Source organism: Streptomyces sp. NPDC044002 (assembly GCF_056434525.1).
This window is the reverse complement of record NZ_JBWKEZ010000086.1, coordinates 20707-29558: the sequence shown is the minus strand read 5'-3', so window position 1 is coordinate 29558 and position 8852 is coordinate 20707. Positions and strand designations below refer to the sequence as shown.

Here is an 8852-nt window from a genome sequence, read left to right as displayed (position 1 = left end):
GCCGAAGGCGATCGCGAAGCGACGCGACCGAAGGGAGCGCCCTTGACAGGCCGGCACGACACGGAAGGACGATGGGACTGACGGGAAGCCCCCAAACCGTCCCTGATCCGGTCCAGTTGGACACCGCTCCCACCCCGCCGCCCCGCAATACGGCGGGCCCGCGGAAACAATTCTGCAATCTCTTGCGCAAGCTCTTGCAACACTCCTGGTCGCCCCCCTACGGTCGCGTGCACCCCCCCACGCCCCCACGCCTTCCCGCCAGGAGGACCCCCGCATGGCTCGATCCAGATCCCTGTCCGCGCGCGCCGGCAGAGCCGCCCTCGCGACCGCCGCGCTCGCCGCCGTCTCGCTCACGGCCCAGGCGCCGCAGGCAGCCGCCGCTCCGCCCGGGGAGAAGGACGTCACCGCCGTGCTGTTCGAGTGGCGGTTCGCCGACGTCGCCAAAGCGTGCACGGACTCCCTCGGGCCCGCCGGGTACGGGTACGTGCAGGTGTCGCCGCCGCAGGAGCACGTGCAGGGGTCCCAGTGGTGGACCTCGTACCAGCCCGTCAGTTACAAGATCGCCGGGCGGCTCGGGGACCGGGCCGCCTTCAAGGGGATGGTCGACGCCTGCCACGCCGCCGGGGTGAAGGTCGTCGCCGACTCCGTCATCAACCACATGGCCGGCCCCGCCGACCCCGGCGCCACGTTCACCGGGACCGGCGGGTCGACGTACGGCAAGTACTCCTACCCCGGGCTCTACTCCGGCGCGGACATGGACGACTGCCGGGCCGAGATCTCCAACTACCAGGACAAGGCCAACGTCCAGAACTGCGAGCTCGTCAAGCTCGCCGACCTCGACACCGGCGAGGAGTACGTGCGCGGGCGGATCGCCGCCTACCTCAACGACCTGCTCTCCCTCGGAGTCGACGGGTTCCGGATCGACGCCGCCAAGCACATGCCCGCCGCCGACCTCGCCAACATCAAGTCCCGGCTGGCCAACCCCTCCGTGTACTGGAAGCAGGAGGCGATATTCGGGGCGGGGGAGGCCGTCGACCCGGCCGAGTACCTGCCCTCCGGCGACGTGCAGGAGTTCCGGTACGCCCGGGACCTCAAGCGGGTCTTCCAGAACGAGAACCTCGCCTACCTGAAGAACTTCGGTGAGGCCTGGGGGTACATGGCCTCCTCCAAGTCCGGGGTGTTCGTCGACAACCACGACACCGAGCGCAACGGCGAGACCCTCAACTACAAGAACGGCGCCGACTACACCCTCGCCAGCGTGTTCATGCTGGCCTGGCCCTACGGCTCGCCCGACGTGCACTCCGGCTACGAGTGGACGGACAAGGACGCCGGTCCGCCGAACGGCGGCACCGTGAACGCCTGCTACTCCGACGGGTGGAAGTGCCAGCACGCCTGGCCGGAGATCTCCTCCATGGTGGCCTGGCGGAACACCGCGCGCGGGCAGGGCGTCGGCGACTGGTGGGACAACGGCGGTGACCAGATCGCCTTCGGGCGCGGGGCCAAGGCGTACGTGGCCCTCAACCACGAGGCGACCGCGCTGACCCGGACCTTCCAGACCTCCCTCCCCGCCGGCACCTACTGCGACGTGCAGAGCGGCGGCAGCGGCGGCATCGGCCGCGCCGTGACCGTCGACTCCGCCGGCCGGTTCACCGCCACGCTCCAGCCGCAGACGGCCCTCGCCCTGCACGTCGGCGCCCGAAGCTGTGCGCCGGCGTCCTCCACCTCCGGGGCCTCGTTCGCCGTGAACGCCACCACCGTCCCCGGCCAGGACGTCTACGTCACCGGCGACCGCCCCGAGCTCGGCGGCTGGAACACCGCCGCCGCCCTCAAGCTCGACCCGGCCGCCTACCCCGTGTGGAAGCTCGACGTCGCCCTCCCGGCCGGGACCTCCTTCGCCTACAAGTACGTCCGCAAGGACGCCTCCGGGAACGTCACCTGGGAGAGCGGGGCCAACCGCAACGCCACCGTCCCCGCCAACGGCAAGGTCGCGCTGACCGACACCTGGCGCAACTGACCTCCGACCGCACCGCCCGACCCCGAGGAGAAACCCCTTGATACGCCCCGCCGCGGGAGCCGTCGCAGCCGCCCTGGCCGTGACGCTCCTGCCCGCCCTCCCCGCGGCCGCCGCCGCGCAGGCCCCGGCACCGCCGTCGGACGCGAAACTGGCGGCCGAGCCGGCCCGGCACGACCTGACCCGCGAGCAGTTCTACTTCGTGCTCCCGGACCGGTTCGCCAACGGCGACCCGCGCAACGACCGGGGCGGGCTGACCGGCGGCCGCCTGGAGACGGGCCTCGACCCGACGGACAAGGGCTTCTACCAGGGCGGGGACCTCAAGGGGCTCACCGACCGGCTCGACTACATCAAGGGGCTCGGCACCACCGCCATCTGGCTGGCGCCCATCTTCAAGAACCAGCCCGTGCAGGGCAAGGGCGCTGACGCCTCGGCCGGCTACCACGGCTACTGGATCACCGACTTCACCCAGGTCGACCCGCACTTCGGCACCAACGCCGACCTGGAACGGCTCATCGACAAGGCGCACCGCAAGGGGATGAAGGTCTTCTTCGACGTCATCACCAACCACACCGCCGACGTCGTCGACTACCGTGAGGGCTCCCACGAGTACCTGTCGAAGGGGGCCTTCCCCTATCTGACCAAGGACGGGGTCCCCTTCGACGACGCGGAATACGGGGACGGGAAGGGGAAGTTCCCCGCGACGGGACCCGCCTCCTTCCCCCGCACCCCCTTCGTGCCCGAGGGGAAGAAGGACGTCAAGGTCCCCGCCTGGCTCAACGACCCGGCGATGTACCACAACCGGGGCGACTCCACCTTCGCCGGGGAGTCCTCGGAGCAGGGCGACTTCTCCGGTCTCGACGACCTGTGGACCGAGCGCCCCGAGGTCGTCCGCGGGATGGAGAAGATCTACGAGAAGTGGGTCGAGGACTACGAGATCGACGGCTTCCGCATCGACACGGTCAAGCACGTCAACACCGGCTTCTGGACCCAGTGGGCCACCGCCCTCGACACGTACGCGGCCCGGCGCGGCCGTCCGGACTTCTTCATGTTCGGCGAGGTGTACTCGGCCGACACCGCCGTCACCTCCCCCTACGTCACCCGCGGCCGCCTCGACGCCACCCTCGACTTCCCGCTCCAGGACGCCATCCGCGCCTACGCCTCCCAGGGCGCGCCCGCCGGCCGGCTGGGCTCCGTACTCGCCGACGACTACCGGTACACCACCGACAAGGCCAACGCCTACGAGCAGGTGACCTTCCTCGGCAACCACGACATGGGCCGCTTCGCCTCCTTCCTGAAGCAGGACCGGCCCGGGGCGGGGGAGCGGGAGCTGCTCGACCGGTACCGGCTGGCCAACGAGCTGATGTTCCTCTCCCGGGGCAACCCGGTGGTCTACTCCGGCGACGAGCAGGGCTTCACCGGATCCGGCGGTGACAAGGACGCCCGCCAGCCGCTGTTCGCCACCCGCGTCGCCGACTACCTGGACGACGACCAGCTCGGAACGGCGCGCACCCACGCGAGCGATGCATACGATCCGGAGCACCCGCTCTACACCCAGATCAGTGCTCTCTCGAAGCTGACCAAGGCCCACCCGGCCCTGCGCGACGGCATCCAGAGCGAGCGCCTCGCCGACGGTTCCGCGTACGCCTTCGCCCGCACCGACCCCAGGACCCGTACCGAGTACCTGGTCGCCGCCAACAACGGCGGCACCGCCCGTACCGTCGAGGTCGACGCCCCGCCCGGCGCCTCCTACCTCCCCCTCTACGGCGCCACCGGCCCCGGCGGCACCCCCTACGCGGCCCCCGCCCCCGTCACCGCCTCCCCGGCCGGCAGGCTCACCCTGAACCTGCCCGCCCTCGGCACCGTCGTCCTCCGGGCCACCGCCCCCCTGCCCGCCCCCGCGGCCAAGCCCGCGCTCACCCTCAAGGCCCCCGCCCCCGGTGCCACCGGCACCGTCGAGCTGTCCGCCGACGTCACCCCCGGCGCCGGCCCCGGCGCCCTCACCCGCGTCGTCTTCGCCGCGCAGACCGGCACCGGCAAGTGGCAGGTCCTCGGCTCCGCCGACCACGCCCCCTACAAGACCACCCACCCTCTCGACCCGGCCACCCCCGCCGGCACGCCCCTGCGCTACAAGGCCGTCGCCGTCGACTCCGCCGGCCGCACCGCCTCCGCCCTCGCCGCCTCCACCACCGGGCGGACCCCGCCGCCCACACCCCCCACCGCCACCCAGCGCGACTACGCCGTCGTCCACTACAACCGCCCCGACGGCGACTACACCAACTGGCGCCTGTACGCCTGGGGCGACCTCGCCGACGGAGAGGCCACGCCCTGGCCCGAGGGGCACCCCTTCACCGGCCGCGACGCCTACGGCGCCTTCGCGTACGTCCGCCTGAAGCCCGGCGCCTCCTCGATCGGCTACCTCGTCATCGACAAGGACGGCAACAAGGACGTCGCCGCCGACCGCACCCTCGACCTGACGAAGACCGGCGAGATCTGGCTCGAACAGGGCAAGGAACCCGCCCGCACCGACCGCCCCGCCTACCCGCCGCAGGACCGGGCCAAGGCCGTCCTGCACTACCAGCGCCCCGACGGCGCCCACGACGGCTGGGGCCTGCACGTGTGGACCGGCGCCGCCACCCCCACCGACTGGTCCAAGCCCCTCATGCCCGTCCGCACCGACTCCTACGGCGCCGTCTACGAGGTCCCCCTCGCCCCCGGCGCCACCAGCCTGAGCTACATCCTCCACAAGGGCGACCAGAAGGACCTGCCCGCCGACCAGTCCCTCGACCTGAAGGCCAACGGCCACGAGGTGTGGCTGCTCGGCGGCCGCGAGAAGTACCTCCTCCCGCAGCCCGCCGGCTCCTCCGCCGCCCTCGACCTCACCAAGGCCGAGGCCGTCTGGATCGACCGCGACACCCTCGCCTGGAACGCCCCGCAGACCGCCGCCTCCCTCCAGCTCCTCGCCTCCCGCTACGGCCGGATCACCACCGACGCCGGCGTCCTGCACGAGGCCGGCGCCCAGTGGCTGCGGCTGAACCGCTCCGCCCTCACCCCCGCCCAGAAGCAGAGGTTCCCGCACCTGGCCGCGTACGGCGCCTACACCGTCGACCCCCGCGACCGCGACCGCGTACGCGAGGCCCTGCGCGGCCAGCTCGTCGCGAGCGCCCGTGCCGCGAACGGCGCCGTCCTCGCCGCCACCGGAGTCCAGCTCGCCGGCGTCCTCGACGACCTGTACGCCAACAACAGCCCCCTCGGCCCCGTCTTCAAGGACGGCCGCCCCACCCTCTCCGTCTGGGCCCCCACCGCCCAGCAGGTCGCCCTCGAACTCGACGGCCGCACCGTCCCCATGCGCCGCGACGACACCACCGGCGTCTGGTCGGTGCGCGGCGAACGCTCCTGGACCGGCAAGCCCTACCGCTACGCCGTCACCGTCTGGGCCCCCAGCACCCGCCAGATCGTCCGCAACCTGGTCACCGACCCCTACTCCACCGCCCTGACCACCGACTCCACCCACAGCCTCGCCGTCGACCTGGCCGACCCGAAGCTCGCCCCGCCCGGCTGGAAGGAGCTGCGCAAGCCCGCGCCCGTCCCCTTCACCAGCGCCCAGATCCAGGAGCTCCACATCCGCGACTTCTCCATCGCGGACGCCACCACCAAGCACCCCGGCCAGTACCTGGCCTTCACCGACACCGGCTCCGACGGCATGCGGCACCTGCGCGAACTGGCCGCCGCCGGCACCTCGTACGTCCACCTCCTGCCCGCCTTCGACTTCGGGACCGTCCCCGAGGACCCGAAGGCACGCACCGAACCCGCCTGCGACCTCAAGACGTACGCCCCCGACTCCGAGCAGCAGCAGGCCTGCGTCGCCGCGGCCGCCGCGAAGGACGGCTTCAACTGGGGCTACGACCCGCTGCACTACACCGTCCCCGAGGGCTCGTACGCGAGCGACCCGAACGGCACCGCCCGCACCGTCGAGTTCCGCAGGATGGTCCAGTCGCTGAACGGCGCCGGCCTGCGCACCGTCATGGACGTGGTCTACAACCACACCGTCGCCTCCGGGCAGTCGGACAAGTCGGTCCTCGACCGGATCGTCCCCGGCTACTACCAGCGGCTCCTCGCCGACGGCTCCGTCGCCACCTCCACCTGCTGCTCCAACACCGCCCCCGAGAACGCCATGATGGGCCGCCTCGTCGTGGACTCGGTCGTCACCTGGGCGAGGCAGTACAAGGTCGACGGCTTCCGCTTCGACCTGATGGGCCACCACCCGAAGGCCAACGTCCTGGCCGTCCGCAAGGCCCTCGACGAGCTGACCGTCGCCAAGGACGGCGTCGACGGGAAGAAGATCGTCCTCTACGGGGAGGGCTGGAACTTCGGCGAGGTCGCCGACGACGCCCGGTTCGTGCAGGCCACGCAGAAGAACATGGCCGGCACCGGCATCGCCACCTTCTCCGACCGGGCCCGCGACGCCGTCCGCGGCGGCGGCCCCTTCGACGAGGACCCCCGCGTCCAGGGCTTCGCCTCCGGCCTGTTCACCGACCCCAACGGCTCCCCCGCCAACGGCACCCCGGCCGAGCAGCGGGCCCGCCTGCTGCACGCCCAGGACCTCCTGAAGGTCGGCCTCTCCGGCAACCTGGCCTCGTACGCGTTCACCGACTCCGCCGGCCGCCGCACCACGGGCGCCGGGGTCGACTACAACGGCACCCCGGCCGGCTACGCGGCCGCCCCCGGCGACGCCCTCGCCTACGCCGACGCCCACGACAACGAGTCCCTGTACGACGCCCTCGCCTACAAGCTGCCCGCCGGCACGCCCACCGCCGACCGGGCCCGCATGCAGGTCCTCGCCATGGCCACCGCAGCCCTCTCCCAGGGCCCGGCCCTCTCCCAGGCGGGCACCGACCTGCTCCGCTCGAAGTCGCTGGACCGCAACTCCTTCGACAGCGGCGACTGGTTCAACGCCCTGCACTGGGACTGCCGCGACGGCAACGGCTTCGGCCGGGGCCTGCCGCCCGCCGCCGACAACCGCGCCAAGTGGCCCTACGCGAAGCCCCTGCTGACCGGCCCGGCCCCCGGCTGCGCGGAGATCACCGGAGCCTCGGCCGCCTACCGCGACCTGCTGCGGATCCGTACGACGGAGCCAGCCTTCGCCCTCACCACAGCCGAGGCCGTGCAGCAGCGGCTGTCGTTCCCGCTGTCCGGGCCCGGAGAGACCCCGGGCGTCCTCACCATGGCCCTCGGCGACCTGGTGGTCGTCTTCAACGCCACCCCCGCCGACCAGCGCCAGCGCGTACCCGCCCTCGCCGGCACCGGCTACGCCCTGCACCCCGTGCAGGCGGCGGGCGCGGACCCGGCGGTGAAGCGGTCCGCGTACGACCCCGCGACGGGGGAGTTCACCGCCCCGGCACGCACGGTCGCGGTGTTCAGGCGCGGCTGAGCACGGCCTTCGACCCAGGACGGCGGTGCCGGAGGAGGAACTCCGGCACCGCCGCCCCGGCATGGCGCGCCCGGAGCACTTGCGGGGCACGCGCCGGCCGTGCCTCAGACGTCCAGGCGCCGCTCCAGCAGGATCACCCCGTAGACCCGGCCGTCCTTGGCCTCCTTCGAGGGGAACTCGCCGACCACCCGGTAGCCCGCGCTGCGGTAGTACGTCAGCAGCCTCGGGTTGGTGGACACGCAGTCCAGCCGCGCCCGCTCCCGCCCCGTGCGGGCGATCCGGTACTCGGCGTGCTCCAGGATCCGCATGCCCGCCCCGGGCTGCGCGGCCTTCCGGTCCACCATCAGCCGGTGCACGTAGCCCGCCACCGGCGGCTGCACGCCCCAGGCCTCCTCGTCGGACCACCAGAGCTCGTACGCCCCCACGAGGCGCCCGTCGGCGTCCTCGGCGAGCCATACCTCACCGTCGCGCATCCGCGCGCGGAAGTGCTCGGCGTCCTTGTCACCCGGCTTCCACTGGTCGATCCCCTGGCCGAGCATCCACCGGGCGGCCTGGTCGTACAGCTTCGCCAGCGTGGCGGCGTCCTTCTCCCCGGCCGCCCGGAACAACATCCCGTCGTCAATGATCACGCGGGCATTATCGCCAGCCGAGCGACCGCTCAGTCTCCCCGCTCTCCCTGTTCTCCCTGCGCGGTCCCCGGGACGAGGGCCGCCAGCCGCCCGACCAGTTCCCCGAACGGCCCGTCGGCAGGCTCGTCCGCGAGGATCCGCACGAGGATCCCCGCCATCTCCGCGTCGTACGCGGCGCTCACCGCGGCCAGCGCCGCGAAGTCGTGCACCAGCTGGAGTTCCAGCTCGGCCCGCGGGATCCGCCGCCCGTCCAGCCACAGCAGCGCCGTGGACTCGGCCAGCGACACCCAGGACCGCACGACGAGCTCCAGCCGGGCCGGCGGGTCCTGCACGCCGATGTGCACGAGGATCTGCTCGTAGGCGGCCTGCCGGACTTCGTCGATCATCGCGTTGGCCCGGCTGCTGCCCGCCGCCGGTCCGCCGCGCAGCAACGCCGAGAAGCCGGGGCCGTGGTCGTCGACGAAGGCGAAGTAACGGCCCATCACCCGCAGCAGCCGGGGGCCCAGCGGGCCCTCCTGCGGCTCGACGAACCGTGCCGCGAGCTCGTCGGCGGCCCGGCGCAGCGCGGCCTCGTACAGGCTGAGCTTGCCGGGGAAGTAGTGGTAGACGAGCGGGCGGGATATCCCGGCGGCCGCCGCGATCTCGTCGATCGACACGTCGTCGGGGGAGCGGTTGCTGAACAGCTCCAGGGCCACCCCGATCAGCTGTTGCCGCCGCTCCTCGACACCCATCCTGCGTCGCACCCCGGTTGTCATGCCGACACCCTACTTCCCGGGCGGGG

The 8852-nt window shown here is 72.5% G+C and carries 4 protein-coding genes; 2 read left to right on the top strand and 2 right to left on the bottom strand.

Annotated features, from left to right (window positions below):
• The first annotated feature begins 274 nt into the window (after window positions 1-274).
• Both AC07A6_RS37205 and pulA read left to right on the top strand, forming a co-directional pair.
• Entirely contained in the window at window positions 275-2014 is a 1740-nt protein-coding gene (locus tag AC07A6_RS37205; RefSeq protein ID WP_478780078.1) for a carbohydrate-binding module family 20 domain-containing protein, read from the top strand.
• Window positions 2015-2051: 37 nt separating this feature from the next.
• Window positions 2052-7442 (top strand): pullulanase-type alpha-1,6-glucosidase, encoded by a 5391-nt coding sequence (pulA, locus tag AC07A6_RS37200; RefSeq protein ID WP_478780077.1) that lies wholly within the window; start codon window positions 2052-2054, stop codon window positions 7440-7442.
• A gap of 104 nt (window positions 7443-7546) precedes the next feature.
• On the opposite strand, the gene AC07A6_RS37195 is transcribed toward pulA, so the two are convergent.
• Both AC07A6_RS37195 and AC07A6_RS37190 read right to left on the bottom strand, forming a co-directional pair.
• A complete protein-coding gene (locus AC07A6_RS37195; protein WP_386273904.1) occupies window positions 7547-8071 on the bottom strand; it encodes a GNAT family N-acetyltransferase in 525 nt (174 codons plus the stop codon).
• A 29-nt stretch (window positions 8072-8100) separates the two neighbouring features.
• Entirely contained in the window at window positions 8101-8826 is a 726-nt protein-coding gene (locus AC07A6_RS37190) for a TetR/AcrR family transcriptional regulator (RefSeq protein ID WP_362469849.1), read from the bottom strand.
• Between the last annotated feature and the right edge of the window lie 26 nt (window positions 8827-8852).